Below are 24203 nucleotides of genomic sequence, written 5' to 3' on the forward strand. Positions count from 1 at the left end.
GCATGCCCATTCAATTGCTGCCGGAAACCCCGTCGCAAACCGCCGGCCCCTATGTGCACATCGGCCTGGCGCTCGCCGCTGCCGGCAACCCGGTCCGCAACCCGGAAATCTGGAACGAGATGGCCAGGGCCGATGCGCCCGGCGAGCACATCCTGCTCATCGGCCATGTCTACGACGGCAACGGCCACCTGGTGCGCGATTCCTTCCTGGAGTTCTGGCAGGCCGACCACGAGGGTCGCTATGACTGCGCCTTCGACCCGGAGAAGCCGTTCAACGGCTTCGGCCGTACCGCCACCACCTTCGACGCTGGCGAATGGACGCTGAAGACCATCAAGCCCGGTGTGGTGCACAACGCCGCCGGGGTGCCCATGGCGCCGCACATCAACGTCTCGCTGTTCGCCCGGGGCATCAACATCCACCTGCAGACGCGCCTGTACTTCGACGACGAGGCCGAGGCCAATGCCCGCTGCCCGGTGCTCGCCCTGATCGAGCAGCCGCAGCGCCGGGAAACCCTCCTCGCCCAGCGCTGCGAGGTGGACGGCACGCTCGCTTACCGCTTTGATATCCGCATCCAGGGGGAAGGGGAAACGGTCTTCTTTGACTTCTAGAACGCTGCACTCCGATCAGCCCGCCGAAACGGTCCTCGAGCGCATCCGGCGGCACTTCAACGCCGTGCTGGAGGCGCGGGGCTACCGCGCCGACAGCGCGCAGCAGGCGGCCATCGAGCACCTCGGCGACTGGCTGGGCAAGCACCTGGCCGCGCGCCGGGGCTGGTTCCGCCGGCCGGTGGCGGGTGTCTACCTGTGGGGCGGCGTCGGCCGGGGCAAGAGCTTCGTGATGGATGCCTTCTTCGCCGCCGCGCCGGTGCAGGCCAAGCGCCGCGTGCACTTCCACGCCTTCCTGCAGGAGTTGCAGGTGCGCATGCTCGCCTTCAGCGGCCAGACCGACCCATTGGCCCGTGTCGCCCGGGAGATCGCCCAGCAGACGCACTTGCTGTGCTTCGACGAATTCCACGTGCACGACATCGGCGACGCCATGCTGCTCGGGCGCCTGCTCAAGGTGCTGGTGGAGGAGGGCGTGGGTCTGGTCTGCACCTCCAACTACAGCCCCGACAGGCTGTGCCCTAACCCGCTGTACCGCGAACGCTTCCGCCCGGCCATCCAGCTGATCGAGAAGCGCTTCGACGTGTTCTCCCTCGACGCCGGCCAGGACTACCGCCAGCACAGCACCGAGCTGGAGGCCTGGGGTGATTACTGCTGGCCCGAACCGGACGATGGCGGCGCGCTGATCCGTCGCACGCTGGGGCTGGGGGAGGGCGCGGCGCTGCACCCGGTGCTGGAGGTGAATCACCACCCGCTGCGGGTGCATGCACTGGAAGGCGACCGTGCCTGGCTGGACTTCCACGAGCTGTTCGCCACGCCGCGCTCGGCCAGTGACTACCTGTGGCTGATCGAGCACTTCCCGCACATGGCGGTCAGTGGCCTGGACCGCCTGGGCGATCACCCGCAGGACGTCAGCCAGCGCTTCCTGAATTTCATCGACATCGCCTACGACCGGGGGCTGCACCTGCGGCTGTTCTCCGCCGTGGCGCTGGAGCAACTGGCCGAGGGCGGCAATGCCGTGGATTTCGCCCGCACCCTGAGCCGCATGAAGCAGCTGCGCAGCGTGAAGCTCGATACCGCCAACTAGAGAATCCGCCGGGAGCACCGTCCATCCCCGCGAACGCGGGGACCCACCGGACGGCCGCCAATTGCGATAACCGCCCACCGCTTCGATAATCGCCCATCAGCCCGGTGCGATAGCCAAGGACAACAACAATGAGCGACGAACAACGAGTCCCCCTGCCGCCCCTGGCGCCGCCCATCATCGCCTCGCCGGCCAAGCGCATCGAAGCCTTCACCGGCGACCCCAACTTCATGACCTCCCTGGCCCGTGGCCTGGCGGTGATCCACGCCTTCCAGGAGCGCAAGCGCCACCTGACCATCGCCCAGATCAGCCACCGCACCGAGATTCCCCGCGCCGCCGTGCGCCGCTGCCTGCACACGCTGATGAGCCTCGGCTACGTGACCACCGACGGGCGCACCTATTCGCTGCTGCCCAAGGTGCTCACCCTCGGCCACGCCTACCTGTCCTCGACGCCGCTGGCGGTCACCGCGCAGCCGATCCTCGACCGCCTCAGCGAGCAGCTGCACGAGGCCTGCTCCATGGCCACCCTGGAGGGCGACGAGATCCTCTACATCGCGCGCTCGGCCACGCCGCAGCGGCTGATCTCGGTGGACCTCAGCGTCGGCAGCCGGCTGCCGGCCTACTGCACCTCCATGGGCCGCATCCTCCTCGCCGCGCTGGATGACGCGGCGCTGGAGGAGTACATCGAGCACGCCGACCTGCAGATCAAGACCAGCCGCACCGTGCACACGGCGCAAGGGTTGCGCGCGAGCATCGCGCAGATCCGCACCCAGGGCTGGGTGATCATCGACCAGGAGCTGGAGGTCGGCCTGCGCTCGGTGGCGGTGCCGCTGAAGGATTCCGCCGGCCAGGTGCTCGCCGCCCTCAACGTCGGCACCCACGCCGGGCGCGTCACCCGCCAGGAGCTGGAGACGCGCTTCCTGCCGGTGCTGCTGGAAGCGAGCAAGGAACTCAGCGCACGGCTGTTCCAGTAGGCGCCGGACCCGCGTGGGGCCGGCATCCGCCTACCGCTTGCAAAGCGTTCGATAAGCGCACGCAGAGTCGATTATCGAATTGAACTGCCCCAGGCCTCTCCGTAGTGTTTGCCGGGCCGCACGAGACGCTGCGGTCCCATAAAAACAATGAGAGTCAGCCATGGCCAGCAGCCAACCGCGGCGCTCCCGCGCCCAGCCGTTGCACGCCGCAGGGTTCCGCTTGCCGGGCACGCTCATTCCTGTCTCATCCGTGCGATACCCCACGGTGGCCGAGATCATCGGCCCGTGCCGCGCGAAGAGGCCTTCACAGGAACTTCCGACATGACCCGCCCTGCATCGCTACCGGCCGCCGGTACCCTCGACGTCCAATCCTTCATCAACGCCCAGCCGCTTTCCCGCTACCAATGGCGGATCGTGCTGCTGTGCTTCCTCATCGTCTTCCTCGACGGCCTCGACACCGCCGCCATGGGCTTCATCGCCCCGGCACTGACCCAGGACTGGGGCATCGACCGCGCCAGCCTTGGCCCGGTGATGAGCGCCGCACTGATCGGCATGGTCTTCGGTGCCCTCGGTTCCGGCCCGCTGGCCGACCGCTTCGGCCGCAAGATCGTGCTGGTGGTGGCGGTGTTCCTCTTCGGCCTGTTCAGCCTGCTGTCGGCCTTCAGCAGCGACATCGACCAGTTGCTGGTGCTGCGCCTGCTCACCGGCCTCGGCCTGGGCGCGGCGATGCCCAACGCCACCACGCTGCTTTCCGAATACACCCCGGAGCGCCTCAAGTCGCTGCTGGTGACCAGCATGTTCTGCGGCTTCAACCTGGGCATGGCCTCCGGTGGCTTCGTCTCCGCGAAGATGATCCCGGCCTTCGGCTGGCACAGCCTGCTGCTGCTCGGCGGCGTGCTGCCGCTGCTGCTGGCGGTGGTGTTGCTGCTCTGGCTGCCGGAATCCGCCCGCTACCTGGTGGTACGCAACCGCGGTGCCGATCGGGTGCGCCGGGTGCTTGCGCCCATCGCCCCGGCTGAAGTCGCCGTGGCCACCGACTTCAGCGTGCCGGAGCAGAAGACGGTGCAGAGCCGCAACGTGCTCAAGGTGGTCTTCGCCGGCACCTACAGCGCCGGCACCCTGCTGCTGTGGCTGACCTATTTCATGGGCCTGGTGATCGTCTACCTGCTCACCAGCTGGCTGCCGACCCTGATGCGCGACAGCGGCGCGAGCATGGAGCAGGCCGCCTTCATCGGCGCGCTGTTCCAGTTCGGCGGCGTGCTCAGCGCCGTCGGCGTGGGCTGGGCGATGGACAAGTTCAACCCACACAAGGTCATCGGCATCTTCTACCTGCTGGCGGGCGTCTTCGCCTATTTCGTCGGCCAGAGCCTGGGGCAGGTCACCCTGCTGGCGACCCTGGTGCTGCTCGCCGGCATGTGCATCAACGGCGCGCAATCGGCGATGCCGTCCCTGGCCGCACGCTTCTACCCCACCCAGGGCCGCGCCACGGGCGTGTCCTGGATGCTCGGCATCGGCCGCTTCGGCGCCATCCTCGGTGCCTGGATCGGCGCCACGCTGCTGGGCCTGGGCTGGAACTTCGAACAGGTACTGACCGCGCTGGTGGTCCCCGCCGCGATCGCCACCGCGGCGGTGGTGATCAAGGGGCTGGTGAGCCATGCGGATGCGACCTGAGTCTGCGTGACGAGGAGGCGGGTCGTTGCGGTCCGCCTCCGGTTGTCCAGCCGCCCTGGAGCTCTGCAGCCCGGGCACCTCGTGGCTCAGCGCGGGTGTCCGATAATCGAACGGATATTCCGCCGACGAATTGCTTGGTTCGCGAGCCCGGGGATACCTTGCCGGTCACCGTGGCTCCGTAATAACAACAAGAGTGCGTTGGACATGGAAAATTGCCTGCTGAGCGAGCGCAGCATGGTGTTTGAGCGTGCCGACCCTTATGCGGTGTCGGGTTACGTCAACCAGCATGTCGGCTCCCACGATATCCGCCTGCCCACCCTGGGGCGGCCCGAGGCCAGCCTCAATCACCGCAAGTTCGCCAGCCTGGACCTGTGCCGCATCAGCTATGGCGGCAGCGTGCGGGTCACCTCACCGGCGCTGGAAACCATCTACCACCTGCAGGTGCTGCTGCGCGGCAACTGCCTGTGGCGGGGGCATCGCCAGGAGCATTACCTCGCGCCGGGCGATCTGCTGCTGATCAACCCGGACGATCCGGTCGACCTGACCTATTCCGACGACTGCGAGAAATTCATCCTCAAGATCCCGGTCGCGCTCATCGACGCCGTATGCGACGAGCAGCGCTGGCTGCATCCTGGCGACGGCGTGCGGTTCCTGCAGAACCGCTACCGGCTGCTGGAGCTGGATGGCTTCATCAACCTGCTGGCCATGGTCTGCCGGGAGGCGGAAAGCAGCGACCCCTTGCTGCGGGTGCAGGAACACTACACGCAGATAGTCGCCAGCAAGATGCTCACGCTGATGCGCACCAACGTCAGCCGCGAGCAGCTCGGCACCCAGGCCGCGTCCTTCGAACGCATCGCCGAACACATCGAGCGCAACCTCAAGCAGGACATCTCCAGCGAGGAACTGGCCGCCCAGGCGCAGATGAGCCTGCGCTCGCTCTACGCCCTGTTCGAGCGCCACGCCGGTACCACGCCCAGGAACTACATCCGCCAGAAGAAACTCGAGCGCATCCATGCCTGCCTCGGCGACCCGGACTGCTGCGCGCGCAGCATCACCGAGCTGGCGCTGGACTATGGCTTCCTGCACCTGGGGCGCTTTTCCGAGAGCTACAAGGCGAAGTTCGGCGAATTGCCGTCGGACACCATGAGGCGGCGCGGCTTGTAGCCCGAACCCCCGACTCGGGGCACCCCCTCCGTCCGCGAGCGTAGGGTGGAGGTCGCTGTTTACCTCCACCCTGACGGTGTTTCATGTGGCTCCGGGGTAGGGCAGTCCTGCGGCCTGCCTGGCGAATGAATCCACCCCTGCAAAAAGCGCGTCCGTGCCCTGGAGCGGGCGTCGCGCGCGGTATGTGCAACACCCCGTAACCCCTCTGCACAAAACGGATAGCGATCTGCACACAGCGGATATTGCCGCCGCTCCCGCATCCCTAACCTGAGCCTGCCTGAACAATAACAATGGAGGCCCTGGCCATGTCCCTGGGATTCGATTACCTGCACTCGCTGCTCGAGGAAGACAAGGAGAAGGGCATCTACCGCTGCAAGCGCGAGATGTTCACCGACCCCCGCCTGTTCGAACTGGAGATGAAACACATCTTCGAGGGCAACTGGATCTACCTGGCCCATGAGAGCCAGCTCCCCAACGTCAACGACTACCTGACCCTGACCATGGGGCGCCAGCCGATCTTCATCGCGCGCAACAAGGAGGGTCGGCTCAACGCGTTCCTCAACGCCTGCAGCCATCGCGGTGCCCAGCTCTGCCGGCACAAGCGCGGCAACCGCTCCAGCTACACCTGCCCCTTCCACGGCTGGACCTTCAACAACAGCGGCAAGCTGCTCAAGGTCAAGGACCCCGCCGAGGCGGGCTACCCGGCGAGCTTCAACTGCGAAGGCTCCCATGACCTGACACCTGTCGCCCGCTTCGAGTCCTACCGCGGCTTCCTCTTCGGCAGCCTCAACCCGGACGTGGTGCCGCTGGCCGAGCACCTGGGCGAGTCGGCGAAGATCATCGACATGATCGTCGACCAATCCCCCGAGGGCCTGGAGGTGCTGCGCGGCTCCAGCAGCTACATCTACGAAGGCAACTGGAAGCTGACCGCCGAGAACGGTGCCGATGGCTACCACGTGAGCTCCGTGCACTGGAACTACGCCGCCACCCAGAACCAGCGCAAGCAGCGCGAGGCCGGCGAGGAGATCAGGACCATGAGCGCCGGCAACTGGGCGAAGAACGGCGGCGGCTTCTACTCCTTCGAGAATGGCCACCTGCTGCTCTGGACCCGCTGGGCCAACCCCGAGGACCGCCCGCTCTACGAGCGCCGCGACGAGCTGGCCCGCGACTTCGGCCAGGCCCGCGCCGACTGGATGATCCACAACTCGCGCAACCTCTGCCTGTACCCCAACGTCTACCTGATGGACCAGTTCAGCTCGCAGATCCGCATCGCCCGGCCGATCTCCGTCAACCAGACCGAAATCACCATCTACTGCATCGCCCCCAGGGGCGAGAGCGCCGAGGCCCGCGCCAGGCGCATCCGCCAGTACGAGGACTTCTTCAACGTCAGCGGCATGGCCACTCCGGACGACCTCGAGGAGTTCCGCTCCTGCCAGCTGGGCTACGGCGGCGGCCGTGGCTGGAACGACATGTCCCGCGGCGCCGCCCATTGGGTGGAAGGTGCCGACCAAGCCGCCCGCGAGATCGACCTGCACCCGCGGCTCTCCGGTGTGCGCACCGAAGACGAAGGCCTGTTCGTCCTGCAGCACCTGTACTGGCAGCAGGCCCTGCGCCAGGCCGCCGAGGCCGAGCAGCGGCTGATCCCCGTGGAGGCCGTGCAATGAACGCTTCCTACGAAACCGTGCGCGACTTCCTCTACCGTGAAGCCCGCTACCTCGACGACAAGGACTGGGACAACTGGCTGGAACTCTATGCCGCCGATGCCAGTTTCTGGATGCCGTCCTGGGACGATGACGACGAGCTGACCACGGACCCGCAAAGCGAAATCTCGCTGATCTGGTATGGCAACCGTGGCGGCCTGGAGGACCGCGTGTTCCGCATCAAGACCGAGCGTTCCAGCGCGACCATGCCGGACACCCGCACCTCCCACAACATCAGCAACGTCGAGATCCTCGAGGTCGCCGATGGCCTCTGCCAGGTGCGCTTCAACTGGCACACCCTGAGCTTCCGCTACAAGACCGTGGACAGCTATTTCGGCACCAGCTTCTACACGTTGGACGTGCGCGCCGAGCAGCCGGTGATCAAGGCGAAGAAGGTCGTTCTGAAGAACGACTATGTCCGCCAGCTCATCGACATCTACCACATTTGATGGTGCGCTCCGGGGCGGTCGTGCCTGTGCGGGACGACCACCGGGACCGTGCTTCGCGGAGACAGACATGACTCACCAGATCGCGCTTACCTTCGAAGACGGCGTAACCCGCTTCATCGACGCCAGCCCCGGCGAAACCGTGGCCGACGCGGCCTATCGCCAGGGCATCAACATCCCCCTGGACTGCCGTGACGGCGCCTGCGGCACCTGCAAGTGCCTTGCCGAGGCCGGCCGCTACGACCTGGGCCAGGACTACATCGAGGACGCCCTCAGCGAGGAGGAAGCCGCCCGGGGGTATGTGCTCACCTGCCAGATGCGCGCGGCAAGCGACTGCGTCGTGCGGGTGCCGGCGTCCTCCGACCTCTGCAAGACCCAGCAGGCCAGCTTCGAGGCGGCCATCAGCGAGGTGCGCCAGCTCTCCGACAGCACCATCGCCCTGTCCCTCAAGGGTGAGTCCCTGGCCAGGCTGGCCTTCCTGCCGGGGCAGTACGTCAACCTCAAGGTGCCGGGCAGCGAGCAGTCCCGCGCCTATTCCTTCAGCTCGCTGCAGAAGGGCGGCGAGGTCAGCTTCCTGATCCGCAACGTGCCGGGCGGCCTGATGAGCAGCTTCCTCACGGGCCTGGCCAAGGCCGGCGACCAGCTGACCCTGGCCGGCCCCCTGGGCAGCTTCTACCTGCGCGACATCCGCCGGCCCTTGCTGCTGCTGGCCGGTGGCACCGGGCTCGCCCCCTTCACCGCGATGCTGGAGAAGATCGCCGAGCAGGGCAGCGAGCATCCCCTGCACCTGATCTACGGCGTGACCCACGACTTCGACCTGGTGGAACTGGACAAGCTGGAAGCCTTCGCCGCGCGCATCCCCAATTTCACCTTCAGCGCCTGCGTGGCCAGCCCCGACAGCAGCTACCCGCAGAAGGGCTACGTCACCGAGCACATCGAGCCCGGGCACCTCAACGAGGGCGACGTGGACATCTACCTCTGCGGCCCGCCGCCGATGGTGGAGGCGGTGAGCCGGTTCATTCGCGAGCAGGGCGTGCAGCCGGCGAACTTCTACTACGAGAAGTTCGCCGCCAGTGCTGCCTGACGGAACTGCAGACGCAGGTTGGCGCAGAACGCAGCGAAGCCCAACGCCTGGATCGTCGGGCCTCGCGCAGCTCGGCCCAACCTACGAATCGCCATTGCCCACTTCGAGGTGTATTGCCATGAACAAGAGATTCCAGGACAGGGTCGCGCTGGTCACCGGCGCGGCGCAGGGCATCGGCCGCCGCGTCGCCGAGCGCCTGGTGGAGGAGGGTGCGAGCCTGGTGGCGGTGGACCGCTCCGAGCTGGTCTTCGAACTGCGCGAGCAACTGGGGGAGGGCCGGGTCCTGACGCTGACCGCTGACCTTGAGCGTTACACCGAATGCAGCCGGGTGATGGAGGCGGCGGTGGCACGCTTCGGCCGCCTCGACGTGCTGGTCAACAACGTCGGGGGCACCATCTGGGCCAAGCCCTACGAGCACTACCAGGCGCACGAGATCGAGGCGGAAGTGCGCCGCTCGCTGTTCCCCACCCTGTGGTGCTGCCACGCCGCGCTGCCCTACATGCTGGAGCGGGGCGCGGGGGCCATCGTCAATGTTTCCTCCATCGCCACCCGCAGCCTCAACCGCGTGCCCTACGGCGCGGCCAAGGGCGGCGTCAACGCACTGACCGCCTGCCTCGCGTTCGAGAACGCCGAGCGCGGTATCCGCGTCAACGCCACCGCCCCGGGCGGCACCGAGGCCCCACCCCGGCGCATCCCGCGCAACACGTCGGAGCAGAGCGCCCAGGAGAAGGTCTGGTACCAGCAGATCGTCGACCAGACCCTCGGCAGCACCCTGATGAAGCGTTACGGGACCCTCGACGAGCAGGTGGGCGCGATCCTCTTCCTGGCCTCCGACGAGGCCTCCTACATCACCGGTGTGACCCTGCCGGTGGGCGGGGGTGACCAGGGCTGAAGCCCGAGCCGCCGCCTGGCCGCCGGGATCGGGGGAAATGCTTAGCAAGGTACATAGTTGTTCGATTATCGAACGGATAGTCGATTATCGGATTGTTCGCCGGTCGGGCCAGCGGTAGCTTTCCATCACCCGGCGAACCTTCCGCCCTGGATAACAGAACGAGATCGACATGGCTGAAATCATCTCCCTGCGCGAAGCGGTCGAGCGCTTCGTCAACGACGGCGACACCGTCGCCCTCGAAGGCTTCACCCACCTGATTCCCACCGCCGCTTCCCATGAGCTGATCCGCCAGAACAAGCGCGACCTGACCCTGGTGCGCATGACGCCCGACCTGGTCTACGACCTGCTGATCGGCGCCGGCTGTGCGAAGAAACTGGTGTTCTCCTGGGGCGGCAACCCGGGTGTCGGTTCCCTGCACCGCCTGCGTGACGCGGTGGAGAAGGGCTGGCCCCATGCGCTGGAGATCGAGGAACACAGCCACGCCGACCTGGCCAACTCCTATGTGGCCGGTGCTTCGGGCCTGCCGTTCGCGGTGCTGCGCGCCTATGCCGGCTCCGACCTGCCCAAGGTCAACCCGCTGATCAGGAGCGTGACCTGCCCCTTCACCGGTGAAGTGCTGGCCGCGGTGCCTTCGGTGCGCCCGGACGTGACCGTGATCCATGCGCAGAAGGCCGACCGCAAGGGCAACGTGCTGCTCTGGGGCATCCTCGGCGTGCAGAAGGAAGCCGCCCTGGCCGCCAAGCGCTGCATCGTCACGGTGGAAGAGATCGTCGACGACCTGGATGCGCCGATGAACGCCTGCGTGCTGCCCACCTGGGCGCTGACCGCCGTCTGCCACGTGCCCGGCGGCGCGCACCCGTCCTATGCCCACGGCTACTACGAGCGCGACAACCGCTTCTACCAGGCCTGGGATCCGATCGCCCGCGACCGCGAGGCCTTCAGCGCCTGGATCGACGACTACATCCGTGGCACCGAGGACTTCGCCCAGTTCCAGCAGAAAATTGCGGAGGCCAAGCAATGAGCGCCCATTCCACCCCCGGCTACAGCACCAATGAAATGATGACCGTCGCCGCCGCCCGCCGCCTGAAGAACGGCGCGGTGTGCTTCGTCGGCATCGGCCTGCCCTCCAAGGCCGCCAACCTGGCGCGCCTGACCTCGTCCCCGGACGTGGTGTTGATCTACGAATCCGGCCCCATCGGTGCCAAGCCCACGGTGCTGCCGCTGTCCATCGGCGACGGCGAGCTGGCCGAGACCGCCGACACCGTGGTGCCCACCGGCGAGATCTTCCGCTACTGGCTGCAGGGCGGGCGCATCGACGTCGGCTTCCTCGGCGCCGCCCAGGTCGACCGCTTCGGCAACATCAACACCACGGTGATCGGTGACTACCACAACCCGAAGGTGCGCCTGCCGGGTGCCGGCGGCGCGCCGGAGATCGCCGGTTCCGCCAAGGAAGTGCTGATCATCCTCAAGCAGTCCCACCGCACCTTCGTCGACAAGCTGGCCTTCGTCACCTCGGTCGGCCATGGCGAAGGCGGCGACTCGCGCCAGCGCCTGGGCCTGCCCGGCAAGGGCCCGGTGGGCATCATCACCGACCTGTGCATCATGGAGCCGGAAGCCGGCACCCACGAATTCATCGTCACCTCGCTGCACCCCGGGGTGACCCGCGAGCAGGTGGTCGAGGCCACCGGCTGGCCGATCCGCTTCGCCGACAGCGTCAGCGAGACCCTCGCCCCGAACGACGAGGAGCTGGCCGCGCTGCGTGCCCTGGAGGCCCGCACCGCCGCCGCCCACGGCCAGCAGGGAGGTGAGGAATGAGCCGCGACGTATTCATCTGTGATGCCGTGCGCACGCCCATCGGTCGCTTCGGCGGTGGGCTGGCGCCGGTACGTGCCGACGACCTGGCGGCCATCCCGCTCAAGGCCCTGATCGAGCGCAACCCACAGGTGCGCTGGAGCGAAGTCGATGAGGTGTTCCTCGGCTGCGCCAACCAGGCCGGCGAGGACAATCGCAACGTCGCGCGCATGGCGCTGCTGCTGGCCGGGCTGCCGGAAAGCGTTCCCGGCGTCACCCTCAACCGCCTCTGCGCCTCGGGGATGGACGCGGTGGGCACCGCCTTCCGCGCCATCGCCGCCGGCGAGATGGAGCTGGCCCTGGCCGGCGGCGTCGAATCCATGTCCCGCGCGCCCTATGTGATGGGCAAGGCGGACAGCGCCTTTGGCCGCAACCAGAAGATCGAGGACACCACCATCGGCTGGCGCTTCATCAACCCGCTGATGAAGGCCCAGTACGGTGTCGATGCCATGCCGCAGACCGCCGACAACGTCGCCGACGACTACCGGGTGAGCCGTGAGGACCAGGACGCCTTCGCCTTGCGCAGCCAGCAGCGTGCCGGTCGTGCCCAGGCCGAGGGCTTCTTCGCCGAGGAGATTGTCCCGGTGGTGATCAAGGGCAAGAAGGGCGACACCGTGGTCGATGCCGACGAGCACCTGCGCCCGGAGACTACCCTCGAGGCCCTCGCCAGGCTGAAACCGGTCAATGGCGAAGGCAAGACCGTCACCGCCGGCAACGCCTCGGGCGTCAACGACGGCGCGGTCGCGCTGATCCTGGCCTCCGCCGAGGCGGTGAAGAAACACGGCCTGACCCCGCGCGCGAAAGTGCTGGGCATGGCCAGCGCCGGCGTGGCGCCGCGGGTCATGGGTATCGGCCCGGTGCCGGCGGTGCGCAAGCTGCTGGAGCGCCTGAACCTGGGCATCGACCAGTTCGACGTGATCGAACTCAACGAAGCCTTCGCCGCACAGGGCCTGGCGGTCACCCGTGAGCTCGGCCTCGCCGACGATGACGCCCGGGTCAACCCCAACGGCGGCGCCATCGCCCTCGGCCACCCCCTGGGCGCCAGCGGCGCGCGCCTGGTGCAGACCGCGTTGCACCAGCTGGAGAAATCCGGCGGCAAGCGCGGCCTGGCCACCATGTGCGTGGGGGTGGGGCAAGGGCTCGCCCTGGCCATCGAACGGGTGTGACAGGCTACTGCGCTTGGCATCTCGGGGTTGGGCAGTGCTCGCAATCCTCATGTACAGCCGTACATTCCGGTTGCTGCGCGCTGGCCGCCCCCGACCTGCCTGCGCTCGCTACGCCTGCTGCGCGCGGCGCAGCCGTAGGGACGTTCCGTGGTGCTGCGAGGCACGTGATGGGTTTCGCTTCGCTCTACCCATCCTACGGCCTGTTGGTGGTGGCACGGTGAGCGAAGGCTGGTCGTGACCGGCCGGCTGCTATAAAACGATTCACCTTCCTGATTTCCGGAGCACTGGCTTGAACAGCCCGAGCAACCAACTCTTCGATGCCTACTTCACCGCGCCGGCCATGCGCGCGATCTTCTGCGACCAGGGCCGGGTGCAGGGCATGCTGGATTTCGAGGCCGCCCTGGCCCGCGCCGAGGCCCGTGTCGGGGTGATCCCTGCCGAGGCGGTGGCAGTCATCGAGGCGGCCTGCAAGGCCGAGCTCTACGATTTCCCCGCCCTGGCCGTGGCCATCGGCAGCGCCGGCAATTCGGCCATCCCGCTGGTCAAGGCCCTGGGCAAGCGCATCGCGGCGAGCAGCCCCGAGGCCGAGCGCCATGTGCACCTGGGCGCCACCAGCCAGGACGCCATGGACAGCGGCCTGATGCTGCAACTGCGTGCCGCCGTCGGCCTCATCGAGGCCGACCTCAAAAACCTGGGCAACGCCCTCGCCGAGCAGGCCGAGCGCCATGCTGGCACCCCGCTGGCCGGCCGCACCTGGCTGCAGCAGGCCACCCCGGTGACCCTTGGCATGAAGCTCGCCGGCCTGCTGGGCGCCGTTACCCGCCATCGCCAGCGCCTGGCGGAACTCAAGCCGCGCCTGCTGTGCCTGCAGTTCGGTGGTGCTTCCGGCAGCCTCGCCGCCCTTGGCGAACACGCCTGGCCGGTGGCCGAAGCGCTGGCCGCCGAGCTGTCGCTGAACCTGCCCGACCAGCCCTGGCACACCCAGCGTGACCGCCTGGTGGAGTTCGCCGGGCTGCTGGGGCTGATCGCCGGCAGCCTGGGCAAGCTGGGGCGCGACCTCAGCCTGCTGATGCAGACCGAAGCCGGCGAAGTCTTCGAGCCCGCCGCGCCGGGCAAGGGCGGTTCCTCGACCATGCCGCACAAGCGCAACCCGGTGAGCGCCGCCGTGCTGATCGGCGCCGCCACCCGGGCCCCGGGGCTGGTGGCGACCCTGCTGGCCGCCATGCCCCAGGAACACGAGCGCAGCCTCGGCCTGTGGCACGCCGAATGGGAGACCCTGCCGGAGCTCTGCTGCCTGGTATCCGGTGCCCTGCGGCAGGCGCTGCTGGTGGTGCCGGGCCTGGAGGTGGATGCCGCGCGCATGCGCCACAACCTCGACCTGACCCAGGGGCTGGTGCTGGCCGAAGCGGTGAGCATCGCCCTGGCCCAGCGCATCGGCCGTGACGCCGCCCACCACCGGGTGGAGCAGTGCTGCCGCCAGGCGGTGAAGGAGGGCGCCCACCTGCGGGCCACGCTCGGCGCCGATCCCGAGGTCGCCGCGCACCTTTCCGCCGACGAGCTGGACCGCCTGCTCGACCCGGCCCATTACCTCGGGCAGGCGCGTCGCTGGGTCGATCGCGCCGTGGCCGAGCATCAGAACCTTTTGTGCTAGGAGCCTTTGCATGCCTGCCGTACGACTCGCCGATGGCGACCTGAACTACCTGCTCGAAGGCCCGGCCGACGCGCCGGTGCTGGTCCTCAGCAACTCGCTGGGCACCGACCTGCACATGTGGGACGCACAGGTCCCGGCCTTCAGCCGGCACTTCCGCGTGCTGCGCTACGACACCCGTGGCCATGGCGCGTCCCTGGTCACCGAAGGCCCCTACAGCATCGAGCAGAACGGCCGCGACGTGCTGGCCCTGCTGGATGCGCTGGATATTGCCCAGGCTTCGTTCTGCGGCCTGTCCATGGGCGGGCTGATCGGCCAGTGGCTGGCGATCGAGGCGCCGCAGCGCATCCAGCGCCTGGTGCTGTGCAACACCGCCGCCAAGATCGGCACCCCGGATGTATGGAACCCGCGTATCGAGACGGTGCTGCGCGACGGCCCGGCGGCCATGGCGGCCCTGCGTGACGCTTCCATCGCCCGCTGGTTCACCGCGGACTTCGCCGAGGCGCAGCCGGGCAAGGTCGAGCACATCGTCGCCATGCTGGCGCAGACCTCGCCCCAGGGTTACGCGGCCAACTGCGCGGCGGTGCGCGACGCCGATTTCCGCGAGCGACTGGGCGCCATCCGCGCGCCGACCCTGATCGTCTGCGGCAGCGGCGATGCGGTGACCACGCCCGAGCATGGCCGCTTCCTGCAGGCGCATGTCGTCGGTGCGGAACTGGTCGAGTTCCAGGCTGCGCACCTGTCCAACGTCCAGGCCGGCGAAGCCTTCACCCACCGGGTGCTGGATTTCCTGAACGCCAAGGGCTAGCGAGGAACCACCGATGGACGAGAAAGAACGCTACGAAGCCGGCATGCAGGTGCGCCGCGCGGTGCTGGGCGATGCCCATGTCGACCGCAGCCTGCAGAACCTGACGCCCTTCAACGAAGAGTTCCAGGAGATGATCACCCGCCATGCCTGGGGCGATATCTGGACGCGTCCGGGCCTGCCGCGCCACACCCGCAGCCTGGTGACCATCGCCATGCTCATCGGCATGAACCGCGAGGGCGAGCTGCGCCTGCACCTGCGCGCCGCGAAGAACAACGGCGTGACTCGCGACGAGATCAAGGAAGTGATCATGCAGAGCGCCATCTACTGCGGCATCCCTGCCGCCAACGCCACCTTCCACCTGGCCGAATCGGTGTGGGATGAGCTGGGCGTGGAGTCGTTGCAAGGCTGACCCGCGAGCCATGCAAACGCCGCCCGGGCCACGCACCCGGGCGGCGTTTTTGTATTTGCGGCCTATCTTGCCCCGTGGCACCTGTAGGGGCGAATTCATTCGCCAGGCAGGCCTCAGGGCTGCCCCGGCACCGTGCTCCCCGGCGGCACCGCCCGGTGGATGAAAAAGCGCCATCCACCCTACGCACCGGTGGTGTTTTTGATCGGGCACGGTGGCGCAGCCCCCTGTGGGAGCGGCTTCAGCCGCGAAAGACCTTCCGCCGGCACGTGGCTGTGGATGGCCGGGCACTCCATCGCGAATGAATTCGCTCCCACGAGATGGGCGGTCCGGGCGGCCCGACGATTCCTGCGCCGGGTTTCGCGGGTTCTACCCACCCCATAAAAAAGCCCGTCACGAGGACGGGCGAGGAATCTGCAGCAACGAGGATGAAGCGGGGCTTCAGAGCAGCGAGAAGGGGTAGCTGACGATCAGCCTGTTCTCGTCGAAGCTGTTGGTGTTGCCCCAGTCGCGGCGCTGGCTGGAGTTGCGCCACTTCACCGCCAGGCTCTTGAAGGTGCCGGACTGCACCACGTAGGCGAGCTCGCTTTCGCGGCCCCATTCCTTGCCGTCGGTGACGCTGCCGGTGTGCACGTTGGAGCCGTGGATGTAGCGGTTCATCAGGGTCAGGCCGGGGATGCCGAGCGCGACGAAGTTGTAGTCGTGGCGCAACTGCCAGGATTTCTCCCTGGCGTTCTCGTAGCTGGAGTTGTAGCTGTCGTTGGCCAGGGTGCCGCCGCTGGTGCCGTTGACGCGCATCCAGGCATCGTCGCCGCTGACCTTCTGCAGGCCCAGGTAGAAGGTGTTGCCGCCGATCTTCGCCGAGAACAGGCCCGACCAGGTGCGGTTGTCCAGGTCGCCGGCCAGGGCGCTGCCGTCTTCCTTGCCGTCGAACCAGCCGATATTGGCGCCCAGGGTCCAGTCGCCCAGGGGCTGGCTGTGGGTCAGTTGCAGGTAGTTCTGCCGGTAGATGTCTTCCAGTTGCGCATGCCAGGCGCCGACCAGGGTGCGGCCTTCGTTGAAGGTGTATTCGCCGCCGGCGAAATCGAAGCGGTCCGAAGTGAAGGCCGCGCGACCGTTGAGCGACATGTCTTCCATGCTGGCGTCGTTGCGCGGGCTGTTGCCATGGAAGCGGCCGGCGTAGAGGGTCAGGCCGTCGAGTTCCCTGGAGGTCAACTGGGCGCCCTCGAAGGTCTGCGGCAGGGAGCGGCCGTCGTCGGAACGCAGGATGGGCAGCACCGGCATCCATTCGCCGACCTTCAGTTCGGTCTTCGACAGGCGCATCTTGCCGGCCACGCCGAGGCGGCCGAAGTCGTCGGCGGGGCGCCCGTCGTCATGCACCGGCAGCAGCTGGGTGCCACGGGTGCCCTTGCCGCCGTCGAGCTTGAGGGCATACAGGCCGAGCACGTCGACGCCCAGGCCCACCGTCCCCTGGGTGAAGCCGGAGCGGGCGTCGAGGATGAAGCTCTGGGTCCATTCCTCCGCCTGGTCCTGGGTGCTGGAGCCGACGAAGTTGCGATTCATGTAGAAGTTGCGCGCCGTCAGGGTGGCGGTGGCGTCCTCGACCAAGCCGGCTTCGGCGGCGGATACGGCGCCGGCCGCGATGGCCAGGGCGACGGCGAGCGGCAGGCGGGCGCGGGAAAGGCGGTCGGTGTGAAGCTGTTGCATGGTGGCGTGCCTCTTTGCTTGTTGTTGTCAGGCATGGGATGCCCGTTCCGCGCCGAGGGGCGCGAAAGGGCGGGTGCGGTCCGGGGGTGGGTGGGGCTCGCGAGAGCCCCGGCGGATCAGTGGCTGGCGACGCGCAGGCTGTCCTGGCGGCTGCTGTCGTACTGGGTCTTGTCCATCGGCTTGGCGTTCGGCTTGCCGAGGTCCTCCATCTGCAGGCGGTAGGTCTCGGGCGCCAGGTAGGCGGCGAGGGCGCAGAGGCAGGTGATGGCGAAGGCGAGGCTGCCGACGATCACCGGCACGTTGTCCGAGCCGGGCGGGGCGACGGCGGCGAACAGCGCCGGCAGCATGGCGGTGAGCATGGTGCCGATGTTCTGCGAGATGGCCATGGCGGAGACGCGGTAGCGGGTCTGGAACAGCTCCGGGTAGAAGCTCGGGAACACCGCGTTGTAGCCCTGGTAGACCATGCCCCACATGAGGATCGACATGCCGAAGGCCAGCGGCACGTTGTGGATGCTGATGGCGTAGAGGTAGGCGAAGGCCAGCAGGCCCGAGCCCAGCGCGCCGGCGATCATGGTCGGGCGGCGGCCGATGCGGTCGGAGAGGTTGCCGACGAAGGGGATGACCAGCACGGCGACGATGTTGCCCACCACCGGTATCCACAGGTAGACGCTCTTGTCGAAGCCGATGCCGTAGGCGGGCTGCACCGCGTAGGCCGCGCCGAAGATGGTGGCGACCACCGGGACCACGTTCATCAGCGCCATGAAGGTGACCAGGATCATGTTCTTCCAGCTGTGGCGGAAGGCTTCGGCGACCGGCGACCTGGCGACCTTCTGCTGCGACTCCTCGTTGACGAAGGCCGGGGTCTCGTGGACTTCACGGCGGATGATGTAGCCGGCCACCAGCACCAGGGCGCTGAGCAGGAAGGGAATCCGCCAGCCCCATTCGTTGAAGGCGTCGCTGGGCATGAAGTAGGCCAGCGGCAGGAACACCGCGGCGGCCATCACCTGGCCCGCCTGCACGCCCTGCAGGGTGAAGCTGGCGTAGTAGCCGCGCCGGCCGAAGGGGGCATGTTCCATGATCATCGAGCTGGCCCCGGAGATCTCCCCGGCCACGGCGAAGCCCTGGACCAGGCGCAGGATCACCAGCAGCACCGGCGCGAGGATGCCGATGTCGTGGTAGGTCGGCAGCAGGCCCACGGCCATGGTCGAGATGCCCATGAGGAACATGCACAGCAGCAGCACGTTCTTGCGGCCCCGGGTATCGCCCCAGTGGCCGAGCACGAAGGCGCCGACCGGGCGCGCCAGGTAGCCGACGCCGTAGGTGGCCAGCGAGGCGACGATGGCGATCTTCGGGTCGGTGGAGGGGAAGAAGATCTGCGGGAAGATCAGCGCCGCCGCCTGGGCGTAGATGAAGAAGTCGTAGTACTCGAGGGCGGAGCCTATCCACCCGCTGGCAGTTGCTTTCTTGGCTTGGGAGCTTGAGGGAGTAGCCATCGTTGTCTCCGTTGTTCTTGTCTGTACGTCGGGCAAGCGGGCTCGACCGGTATTGTGCCGGGTCGACTGACGTGCACGCAGGCTTGGCCGGACTGGCGGTGCCCTCGGGGGCACGTGCCGGGTTGACCGGTCTGGTTCGGGGAGTGCTGCCGGGGATGGCTAGGCTGTTCGCGCCCGGGGTTCGAGTCGCGCCGGGGCTGGCGGGGGGAGGAGTGCGGTGAGGCGGCTTGGAGTGAGCATGAGGATTTACCCGATTCTTGAAATTGTTATGTGGTGACGCTGGGTTTCGATTGCGTTTTGCCGTGGCGTTTTCAGCAGGCTGCACCGGCGGCGGGTTGCAATGTGGTGAAGATGGTTGCGCAGCGAGCGAAATACCGTCAATTCGATAACCGGCCTTCTGTTCGGTAATCGAACACAAAACTAACCAGTTCGTACATTTCAATTGCTGGGCGGACTTTAGCTACGAATAATCGATTGCGCTACGGCCTCCACGCAAAATCCCGGCCTCGCATCGGGAGGCGTGTCGGCCATCCATGCCGCCGGTCGCAGAACCGGCGCCCTTGCCAGGAGCTCAAGCATGCAGCGTTCGATTGCCACCGTCTCGTTGAGCGGAACCCTGCCGGAAAAGCTCGAAGCCATCGCCGCCGCCGGTTTCGACGGCGTGGAGATCTTCGAGAACGATCTTCTCTACTACGCCGGCAGCCCCCGTGAGGTGCGCCAGCTGTGCGCCGACCTGGGGCTGGCCATCACCCTGTTCCAGCCGTTCCGCGATTTCGAGGGCTGCCGCCGTGACCGGCTGCAGAGGAACCTCGACCGCGCCGAGCGCAAGTTCGACCTGATGCAGGAACTGGGCACCGATCTGGTGCTGGTGTGCAGCAACGTCGCCACCGACTCCCTGGGCGAGGAACGCATCCTGGTGGACGACCTGCGCCTGCTTGGCGAGCACGCCGGCGCACGTGGCCTGCGCATCGGCTACGAGGCTCTGGCCTGGGGCCGCCACGTCAATACCTGGCAGCAGGTCTGGAACCTGGTGCGCCAGGCCGACCACCCGGCCGTCGGGGTGATCCTCGACAGCTTCCATACCCTGTCGCTCAAGGGCGATCCCCGTGCCATCGCCGAGATACCCGGCGAGAAGATCTTCTTCGTGCAGATGGCCGACGCGCCGATCCTGGCCATGGACGTGCTGGAGTGGAGCCGCCACTTCCGCTGCTTCCCGGGGCAGGGCGAGTTCGACCTGCCGGGCTTCCTCGCGCCCATCCTGCGCAGCGGCTATCGCGGCCCGCTGTCCCTGGAGATCTTCAACGACGGCTTCCGCGCCGCGCCGCCCCGGGCCAACGCCGCCGACGGCCTGCGCTCTCTGCTGTACCTGGAGGAGAAGACCCGCGACCTGCTGCGCCAGGACCCGACGCCGCCGGCCGACCTCGACCTGCTGTTCGCCCCGCCGCCGGCCGGCCGCTACGACGGTGTGGAGTTCCTCGAGTTCGCCGTCGACGGCGAGCAGGGCGCACGGCTGGCCAACTGGCTGGAGCGCCTGGGCTTCGCCCGTGCCGGCCAGCACCGGTCCAAGGACGTCAGCCTGCTGCGCCAGGGCGATATCAACATCGTGCTCAACGCCGAACCCTATTCCTTCGCCCACGGCTTCTTCGAGGCCCACGGCCCGTCGCTCTGCGCCACGGCCTTGCGCGTGGCGGACAGCGCCTCGGCCCTGGAGCGGGCGCGGGCCTACCGTGGCCAGCCCTATCGCGGCCTGGTCGGCCCCAACGAGCGGGAGATCCCCGCCGTGCGCGCCCCCGACGGCAGCCTGATCTACCTGGTGGAGCCCTCCGTCCCGGGCCAGACCATCTACGACAGCGATTTCCGCCTGGACGCCACCGCACGGCCCGGCGGCAGCCTCACCCGCATCGACCACATGGCCATGGCGCTGCCGGCCGACGGGCTCGACAGCTGGGTGCTGTTCTACAAGGGCCTGCTGGATTTCGAGGCCGACGACGAGGTGGTGCTGCCCGACCCCTACGGCCTGGTGAAGAGCCGTGCGCTGCGCAGCCGCTGCGGCACCGTGCGCCTGCCCTTGAACATCTCGGAGAACCGCAACACCGCCATCTCCCACGCGCTGTCCAGCTACCGGGGCTCGGGCGTGCACCACATCGCCTTCGCCTGCGACGACTTGTTCGCCGAGATCGCCCGGGCCAAGGACGCCGGCGTGCCGCTGCTGGACATCCCCCTGAACTATTACGACGACCTGGCCGCGCGCTTCGACTTCGACGACGAGTTCCTCAGCGAGCTGGCCTACTACAACGTGCTCTACGACCGCGACGCCCAGGGGGGCGAGCTGTTCCACGTCTACACCGAGCCGTTCGAGGGGCGCTTCTTCTTCGAGCTGCTGCAGCGCAAGGGCGGCTATGTCGGCTACGGCGCGGCCAACGTCGCGGTGCGCCTGGCGGCCATGGCCAAGGCGCGCAGCGGTGCCGTGCGCCAGGCGAAGCTCTGAGCCGGTGATGGGGCGTTGAGATCGGCCTGATAGCCCAGCCATGGCGTTCCGGCCGGGGCCCGCAGGCGGCTCCTGCCGATGGGCCGGCCGCGCTTCCTTCGGGAAGGCGACCGGCCCATAATCCGGCCGGTATGCATTGGCTTGAGTCCCGTATGACCATCACCGCTGATCTGCCCGTCGAGACACCCCGCAAGAGCCGCAAGAACAACCCGGAGAAGACCCGCGAGAACATCCTCCAGGCGGCCGTCGTCGAATTCGTCCAGCAGGGCCTCTCCGGTGCCCGCGTCGATGCCATCGCCGAGCGCACCCAGACGTCCAAGCGGATGATCTACTACTACTTCGAGAGCAAGGAGCAGCTCTACCTGCGGGTGCTGGAGAAGCTCTACGGCGACATCCGCCACACCGAGGCGCAGTTGCACCTGGCGGAGCTGGAACCGCGCGAGGCGATCCGCCGCCTGGTCGAGTTCACCTTCGACCACCACGACCGCAACGTCGACTTCGTGCGCATCGTCAGCATCGAGAACATCCAGCACGGGCAGTACATCCGCGAGTCCGATGCCATCGGTTCGCTGAACGTCACCATCCTCACCAGCCTCGACGACATCCTCCGGCGTGGCGTCGAGGCGGGTGCCTTCCGGGCCGGTGTGCAGGCCATGGACGTGCACCTGCTGATGTCGTCGTTCTGCTTCTACCGCGTTTCCAACCGCCACACCCTGGGCGCGATCTTCGCCATCGACCTCAACGAGGCCGATGTGAAGGCGCGTCACAAGGAAATGATCGTCGAATCGATCCTGCGCTTCCTGAAGGCCTGACCCCGTGTGGGGTCAGGCGCCCAGCAGCTGGCGCTGGCGCAAGGCCGGGGCGCTGGTGGGGAACAGCGGTCGGGTCGGGATGTAGCGGGCCAGGGCGCAGGCGGCGGCGATGCGCTGGCGCTGGTAGCCGGTACGCAGCACTTCTAGGCAGCGTGCTTCGCTCAGGGGTTGGCCCAGCAGGTAGCCGCTGCCCCTGGTGAAGCGCTCCTGGTTGGCTTGCCACCAGCCTTCCACCCGCGCCGGGTCCGGCCAGGCGAGGTCGGTGTCCGGGTCCATCTCCACGTTCGGGTCCTCGGGGTCATCCGTGGGCCCGGCGTCGTAGTCGGGGTGCACCTTCAGCTCCAGGTCCAGCTCGGCCAGGTCCGCCCCGGTGATCAGGGTGAAGGCTTCGCCGGCCACGCGGGCATAGGGCAGCTCGCGCATCTGCTGGATCAGCCAGGGCACCGTCACCGGGTCGCCGAACAGGCCGGTGGCCTGGATCACCAGGCGCCGGTGCTCGGGGCTCTGCATCAGCCCGCGCAGCCAGGCGATGCTGGCTTCGCGAGGTTGCCAGCAGAGCAGGGTATCGAGTGCCCGCAGGCGGAACACGCCCTGCTGTTCGGCCAGCAGGCGCAACGGGCCCAGGGCCTCTTCGTCACCCATCTGCACCGTCGCCCAGTTGGCCCAGAAGCGCACCGCCTCGTCGGCATGCAGGCGGTGGGCGCGGATGGTCTGCATCAGGTCGCGCCGGCGCAGCTCGCCGGCGGTGCGCGCGGCACGGGCCAGCACGCCCGGGTCGGCATGGGAGAGCCCGGCGATTAGCGCGGGGCCCGGGTCGCGGCGGTGCATGCCGCAGGCGGCCAGGCCCAGGCGGCGGAACAGCGGTTCCTGGGATGAGAGCAGGCGTTCGATCCAGGGCTCGACCTTTTCCCACTCCAGCCAGCCGAGGGCGGCGGTGAAGGCCCGCTCGCCGTCGGGCGCCTTGCGCAGGTGCTCGGCGAGGGTGGACAGCGCCGGGCCGTTGCCGGCCAGGAAGGCCAGCGCGGTGGCGGCGAAGACCTCGCCGGTGGCCAGCGGATGCAGCTCCTTGAGCAACAGGTCCAGGCCCTTGAGCCCGGCGATCAGCAGCCCGTCCAGGTGCGCCTCGATGCGGCCATCCAGGGTCTGCAGGTGCTTGAGGTCGTAGTGTGGCGCGCGCACGGCATAGTCGCGCAGGCCGGCGAGGAAGCCGGCCTCTTCGGCGTGCTGCTCGAGGACGCGCAAGACGGGCTGGTTCATGCGCGCACCGCGCTCGGGAGTACCGGGAAAAAGGCGATGTGAGTATCAGTAGCTGGCATCGTCATAATCCACGACCGTCCAGTTCTCGCCGTCGGCGGTATAGGCGAGGTGCCGGTTGCCAACGGACCAGAGCACGCCGTCCCCCTTGGTGAGGTAGGACGCCGAGCCCGTGCCGACCGAGCCGATATCGGCTTTCTTCAGCTCGCCGTCGACGATCCGGTAGACGCCCTTGGAGGACGCGACGAACAGGGTCCCGTCGAAGGTCTGCACCCCCCACAGGTCTTCGCTGAAGTCACCGAGGTCGATGAAGTCCCATTGGTCCCCTCGACCGAAAAGCACGACGCCCGCCTGGCCGACGATATAAGCCGTTCCATCGTCGCTGCAGTGCACGCCTTGCAGTGCCACGGAGGTCGGGCTTTCCAGGGCCTGCCAGCGCTGGCCGTCGAATAGCCAGATCTCGCCGTCCATGCCCACTGTGTACAGCTCGGTGGCCGCGAAGCCGTCGATGGCGTTGAAACCCTTGATGCCCTCGCGGTTGAGGATGGCGTCGGCGATGGATTGCCAGCTGCCGTCGTCGTTGCGTCGATACACCTGGCGCTGCATGCCCGCGGCATAGTGCGCGCCGGCGATCAGGCGCATGTCGCGCAGTGGGCCGAAATCGCCGGGGCCCACGATGCGCTCGGTGGTCCTGTTGGAGCCCTGGAAGACGTGGATGTCGCCATCGAGCCCCATCGAAAGCAGGGTCAGGGGGGGCGTCGTCGCGCTGATCGCGGTGGTGGCCCAGTCGATCATGAAGTGCACGAAGGCACCGTCCTTCCAGCGGAGCACCTTGGTGTGATCGACGTTGCGTTCGTTCAGCTCGGTGACCTGGGCGCTGATGAACACCAGGTCGCGCCGGACTATCGAGCATTTGGCAAAGGTTACGTTTCCGTTGTTCATGCTGTTCACAT

The 24203-nt window shown here is 67.7% G+C and carries 21 protein-coding genes; 17 read left to right on the forward strand and 4 right to left on the reverse strand.

From position 1 onward, the window contains the following. Window positions 1-2 precede the first annotated feature (2 nt). The 15 genes from pcaG to pcaC all read left to right on the forward strand — a co-directional run bounded on the left by pcaG (window position 3) and on the right by pcaC (window position 15499). On the forward strand, window positions 3-608 hold the full coding sequence (gene pcaG, locus WFQ67_RS28095; protein ID WP_337058822.1) for a protocatechuate 3,4-dioxygenase subunit alpha: 606 nt from the start codon (window positions 3-5) through the stop codon (window positions 606-608). Continuing rightward, window positions 598-1689 (forward strand): cell division protein ZapE, encoded by a 1092-nt coding sequence (zapE, locus tag WFQ67_RS28100; RefSeq protein WP_337058823.1) that lies wholly within the window; start codon window positions 598-600, stop codon window positions 1687-1689. The genes pcaG and zapE overlap by 11 nt, the downstream gene beginning before the upstream one ends. A gap of 128 nt (window positions 1690-1817) precedes the next feature. Further along, window positions 1818-2660, forward strand: coding sequence for an IclR family transcriptional regulator domain-containing protein (locus tag WFQ67_RS28105; protein WP_111263928.1), 843 nt, complete (start codon window positions 1818-1820; stop codon window positions 2658-2660). A 321-nt stretch (window positions 2661-2981) separates the two neighbouring features. Continuing rightward, window positions 2982-4331, forward strand: coding sequence for an MFS transporter (locus WFQ67_RS28110; RefSeq protein ID WP_337058824.1), 1350 nt, complete (start codon window positions 2982-2984; stop codon window positions 4329-4331). 204 nt (window positions 4332-4535) lie between these two features. Then, window positions 4536-5495: an AraC family transcriptional regulator gene (locus WFQ67_RS28115; RefSeq protein WP_213624961.1), complete on the forward strand. Its 960-nt coding sequence runs from the start codon at window positions 4536-4538 to the stop codon at window positions 5493-5495. Window positions 5496-5800: 305 nt separating this feature from the next. Then, on the forward strand, window positions 5801-7159 hold the full coding sequence (gene benA / locus WFQ67_RS28120) for a benzoate 1,2-dioxygenase large subunit (RefSeq protein WP_213624960.1): 1359 nt from the start codon (window positions 5801-5803) through the stop codon (window positions 7157-7159). After that, window positions 7156-7644: a benzoate 1,2-dioxygenase small subunit gene (gene benB, locus WFQ67_RS28125; protein WP_173178667.1), complete on the forward strand. Its 489-nt coding sequence runs from the start codon at window positions 7156-7158 to the stop codon at window positions 7642-7644. The genes benA and benB overlap by 4 nt, the downstream gene beginning before the upstream one ends. Before the next feature lie 67 nt (window positions 7645-7711). After that, complete coding sequence (gene benC / locus WFQ67_RS28130) at window positions 7712-8725, forward strand: benzoate 1,2-dioxygenase electron transfer component BenC (RefSeq protein WP_337058825.1); 1014 nt, start codon at window positions 7712-7714, stop codon at window positions 8723-8725. Window positions 8726-8843: 118 nt separating this feature from the next. After that, window positions 8844-9617, forward strand: a complete 774-nt coding sequence (locus WFQ67_RS28135; RefSeq protein ID WP_213624957.1) for a 1,6-dihydroxycyclohexa-2,4-diene-1-carboxylate dehydrogenase — start codon at window positions 8844-8846, stop codon at window positions 9615-9617. A gap of 169 nt (window positions 9618-9786) precedes the next feature. Next, window positions 9787-10638 (forward strand): CoA transferase subunit A, encoded by an 852-nt coding sequence (locus tag WFQ67_RS28140; RefSeq protein WP_213624956.1) that lies wholly within the window; start codon window positions 9787-9789, stop codon window positions 10636-10638. Continuing rightward, window positions 10635-11432, forward strand: a complete 798-nt coding sequence (locus WFQ67_RS28145) for a CoA-transferase subunit beta (protein ID WP_173178660.1) — start codon at window positions 10635-10637, stop codon at window positions 11430-11432. The genes WFQ67_RS28140 and WFQ67_RS28145 overlap by 4 nt, the downstream gene beginning before the upstream one ends. After that, window positions 11429-12634 carry a 3-oxoadipyl-CoA thiolase gene (pcaF, locus tag WFQ67_RS28150; protein ID WP_337058826.1) on the forward strand — a complete coding sequence of 402 codons (1206 nt, stop codon included), beginning with the start codon at window positions 11429-11431 and terminating at the stop codon, window positions 12632-12634. The genes WFQ67_RS28145 and pcaF overlap by 4 nt, the downstream gene beginning before the upstream one ends. Before the next feature lie 289 nt (window positions 12635-12923). Further along, complete coding sequence (locus WFQ67_RS28155; RefSeq protein ID WP_337058827.1) at window positions 12924-14285, forward strand: 3-carboxy-cis,cis-muconate cycloisomerase; 1362 nt, start codon at window positions 12924-12926, stop codon at window positions 14283-14285. 10 nt (window positions 14286-14295) lie between these two features. Continuing rightward, window positions 14296-15090 (forward strand): 3-oxoadipate enol-lactonase, encoded by a 795-nt coding sequence (gene pcaD / locus WFQ67_RS28160; RefSeq protein ID WP_337058828.1) that lies wholly within the window; start codon window positions 14296-14298, stop codon window positions 15088-15090. A 13-nt stretch (window positions 15091-15103) separates the two neighbouring features. After that, on the forward strand, window positions 15104-15499 hold the full coding sequence (pcaC, locus tag WFQ67_RS28165) for a 4-carboxymuconolactone decarboxylase (RefSeq protein ID WP_213624952.1): 396 nt from the start codon (window positions 15104-15106) through the stop codon (window positions 15497-15499). A gap of 438 nt (window positions 15500-15937) precedes the next feature. On the opposite strand, the gene WFQ67_RS28170 is transcribed toward pcaC, so the two are convergent. Further along, window positions 15938-17203 (reverse strand): OprD family porin, encoded by a 1266-nt coding sequence (locus WFQ67_RS28170; RefSeq protein WP_213624951.1) that lies wholly within the window; start codon window positions 17201-17203, stop codon window positions 15938-15940. 116 nt (window positions 17204-17319) lie between these two features. Further along, a complete protein-coding gene (locus tag WFQ67_RS28175) occupies window positions 17320-18696 on the reverse strand; it encodes an MFS transporter (RefSeq protein ID WP_213624950.1) in 1377 nt (458 codons plus the stop codon). Between the two features lie 577 nt (window positions 18697-19273). Here WFQ67_RS28175 and quiC point away from each other — a divergent pair. Then, the gene (gene quiC / locus WFQ67_RS28180) at window positions 19274-21184 is read left to right on the forward strand and encodes a 3-dehydroshikimate dehydratase QuiC (protein WP_213624949.1); all 1911 of its coding nucleotides are present in this window, start codon (window positions 19274-19276) and stop codon (window positions 21182-21184) included. Window positions 21185-21336: 152 nt separating this feature from the next. Then, window positions 21337-21996, forward strand: coding sequence for a TetR family transcriptional regulator (locus WFQ67_RS28185; protein WP_173178653.1), 660 nt, complete (start codon window positions 21337-21339; stop codon window positions 21994-21996). 12 nt (window positions 21997-22008) lie between these two features. Here the strand turns inward: WFQ67_RS28185 and WFQ67_RS28190 are convergent, their stop codons facing one another. Then, a complete protein-coding gene (locus tag WFQ67_RS28190) occupies window positions 22009-23253 on the reverse strand; it encodes a TIGR02270 family protein (RefSeq protein WP_213624948.1) in 1245 nt (414 codons plus the stop codon). Window positions 23254-23298: 45 nt separating this feature from the next. Then, entirely contained in the window at window positions 23299-24192 is an 894-nt protein-coding gene (locus tag WFQ67_RS28195; RefSeq protein WP_337058829.1) for a hypothetical protein, read from the reverse strand. Window positions 24193-24203 lie beyond the last annotated feature (11 nt).

Origin of the sequence: Pseudomonas sp. USHLN015 (assembly GCF_037153275.1) — a bacterium.
Classification (GTDB): Bacteria; Pseudomonadota; Gammaproteobacteria; order Pseudomonadales; family Pseudomonadaceae; genus Metapseudomonas; species Metapseudomonas tohonis.

Bases quoted from the DNA above. Each gene is read 5' to 3' on its own strand.
- pcaG (WP_337058822.1), top strand. From the start codon at position 3: ATGCCCATTCAATTGCTGCCGGAAACCCCGTCGCAAACCGCCGGCCCC.
- WFQ67_RS28105 (WP_111263928.1), top strand. From the start codon at position 1,818: ATGAGCGACGAACAACGAGTCCCCCTGCCGCCCCTGGCGCCGCCCATC.
- WFQ67_RS28110 (WP_337058824.1), top strand. From the start codon at position 2,982: ATGACCCGCCCTGCATCGCTACCGGCCGCCGGTACCCTCGACGTCCAA.
- WFQ67_RS28115 (WP_213624961.1), top strand. From the start codon at position 4,536: ATGGAAAATTGCCTGCTGAGCGAGCGCAGCATGGTGTTTGAGCGTGCC.
- benA (WP_213624960.1), top strand. From the start codon at position 5,801: ATGTCCCTGGGATTCGATTACCTGCACTCGCTGCTCGAGGAAGACAAG.
- benB (WP_173178667.1), top strand. From the start codon at position 7,156: ATGAACGCTTCCTACGAAACCGTGCGCGACTTCCTCTACCGTGAAGCC.
- benC (WP_337058825.1), top strand. From the start codon at position 7,712: ATGACTCACCAGATCGCGCTTACCTTCGAAGACGGCGTAACCCGCTTC.
- WFQ67_RS28135 (WP_213624957.1), top strand. From the start codon at position 8,844: ATGAACAAGAGATTCCAGGACAGGGTCGCGCTGGTCACCGGCGCGGCG.
- WFQ67_RS28140 (WP_213624956.1), top strand. From the start codon at position 9,787: ATGGCTGAAATCATCTCCCTGCGCGAAGCGGTCGAGCGCTTCGTCAAC.
- WFQ67_RS28145 (WP_173178660.1), top strand. From the start codon at position 10,635: ATGAGCGCCCATTCCACCCCCGGCTACAGCACCAATGAAATGATGACC.
- pcaF (WP_337058826.1), top strand. From the start codon at position 11,429: ATGAGCCGCGACGTATTCATCTGTGATGCCGTGCGCACGCCCATCGGT.
- pcaD (WP_337058828.1), top strand. From the start codon at position 14,296: ATGCCTGCCGTACGACTCGCCGATGGCGACCTGAACTACCTGCTCGAA.
- pcaC (WP_213624952.1), top strand. From the start codon at position 15,104: ATGGACGAGAAAGAACGCTACGAAGCCGGCATGCAGGTGCGCCGCGCG.
- WFQ67_RS28170 (WP_213624951.1), bottom strand. From the start codon at position 17,203: ATGCAACAGCTTCACACCGACCGCCTTTCCCGCGCCCGCCTGCCGCTC.
- WFQ67_RS28175 (WP_213624950.1), bottom strand. From the start codon at position 18,696: ATGGCTACTCCCTCAAGCTCCCAAGCCAAGAAAGCAACTGCCAGCGGG.
- quiC (WP_213624949.1), top strand. From the start codon at position 19,274: ATGCAGCGTTCGATTGCCACCGTCTCGTTGAGCGGAACCCTGCCGGAA.
- WFQ67_RS28185 (WP_173178653.1), top strand. From the start codon at position 21,337: ATGACCATCACCGCTGATCTGCCCGTCGAGACACCCCGCAAGAGCCGC.
- WFQ67_RS28190 (WP_213624948.1), bottom strand. From the start codon at position 23,253: ATGAACCAGCCCGTCTTGCGCGTCCTCGAGCAGCACGCCGAAGAGGCC.
- WFQ67_RS28195 (WP_337058829.1), bottom strand. From the start codon at position 24,192: ATGAACAACGGAAACGTAACCTTTGCCAAATGCTCGATAGTCCGGCGC.